Source organism: Pseudomonas sp. P5_B2 (assembly GCF_056400445.1).
This window is the reverse complement of record NZ_JBFULH010000992.1, coordinates 1-1192: the sequence shown is the minus strand read 5'-3', so window position 1 is coordinate 1192 and position 1192 is coordinate 1. Positions and strand designations below refer to the sequence as shown.

At 55.7% G+C, this 1192-nt stretch carries 1 protein-coding gene and 2 pseudogenes; all 3 read left to right on the top strand.

Going from position 1 to position 1192, the window contains the following annotated elements; translation table 11 throughout:
• The first annotated feature begins 69 nt into the window (after window positions 1-69).
• Window positions 70-494 (top strand): annotated as a pseudogene (locus AC1DRJ_RS28600) (cytochrome ubiquinol oxidase subunit I).
• A pseudogene (locus tag AC1DRJ_RS28595) lies at window positions 431-834 on the top strand (MDR/zinc-dependent alcohol dehydrogenase-like family protein); the annotation flags it as partial. The pseudogenes AC1DRJ_RS28600 and AC1DRJ_RS28595, both read left to right, overlap by 64 nt.
• A gap of 167 nt (window positions 835-1001) precedes the next feature.
• A partial coding sequence (locus tag AC1DRJ_RS28590) for an AAA family ATPase (protein ID WP_477805097.1) occupies window positions 1002-1192 on the top strand: 191 nt, incomplete at its 3' end.

Below are 1192 nucleotides of genomic sequence, written 5' to 3'. Positions count from 1 at the left end.
CTGGAGTACTAGTTCGGACTCAACTGGTCGCGACTGTCCACCCAAGCGGGCGATATCCTGGGCCCGTTGATGTTCTACGACGTGCTCGCCGCCTTTTTTCTGGAGGCGGGCTTCTTGGGTATCATGCTGTTCGGACTGAAGAAGGTCGGCCCTCGACTGCATTTCTTTGCCACCTGTGCGGTAGCCGTAGGATCGTTGATCAGCGCGTTTTGGATACTGTCGGCCAACTCCTGGCCCGCCGGATTCGCCATTGGCACCGATGGCCGTTTCGTTGCCGAGCATTGGTGGCGATCATTTTCAACCCATCGTTTCCTTATCGCCTGGTCCACATGACGCTGGCGGCATTTCTAGGCACTGCGACCTTAGTGGCCGGTATTAGCGCCTGGCATCTTTTGCGGCAGCCACAGAATGCGAGAGCGCGCCTTCAATTCAGGCTGAATACGTGTTGGTGCCGGATGCGTTGGCCAATCTATGTTCGATACCGGATGGTCTGACCGACGAACAAGTGCTGATGTGCCTGGGCATCATGTCCACCGGATGTTCCGGTGCCGAGCGAGGAGGGGTGGAGATCGACGATACCGTCGCGGTGTTCGCCCTGGGACCAATTTGGCTCCGCGCGGTGGCCGGTGCACGCCTTAAAGGCGCGACCACGATTATCGGCGTTGATGCGGTGGCCGAGCGCATGAGCGTCGCTAAACAACTGGGCGCTACCCAAGTGGTCAATTTAAATCGCCGCTGGTGACTCATCGCTACAAGCTGGATGACATCRAAGCGGCGTATGAGTTGTTTGCTCATCAAAGGGATGGCGTGATGAAGGTTGCGATTATTCCGTAGCGCCGATTACGACCTCCAGGATTTTGAGACCCGTCAGCCAGAAACCGGGTTAGAGTGTTCATCAATGTCTGTTCATAAGGGGCCCCCACTCGATTCGCGTAGTCGCGCCAAGCGGTTTCAGCGAGCGAACCGGGCAAAAAAAACGTACATCTATCGTTATGTGAAGAATGAATCGTCCGCTGTTTGTATCTCTAGATGGGCCCAAGGGAACCGGCAAGACCACGCTGTTGGAGGCCATTACAAAAGTACTGAGGGCAGACAACAAAAAGGTGATCCGGCTTTGCGAGAAAAAAAGCGATCCCTATAGGGGTGAAACAATGGCCCTCGTTAACAAGCTCGTCAGAAACCCCACCCGGGA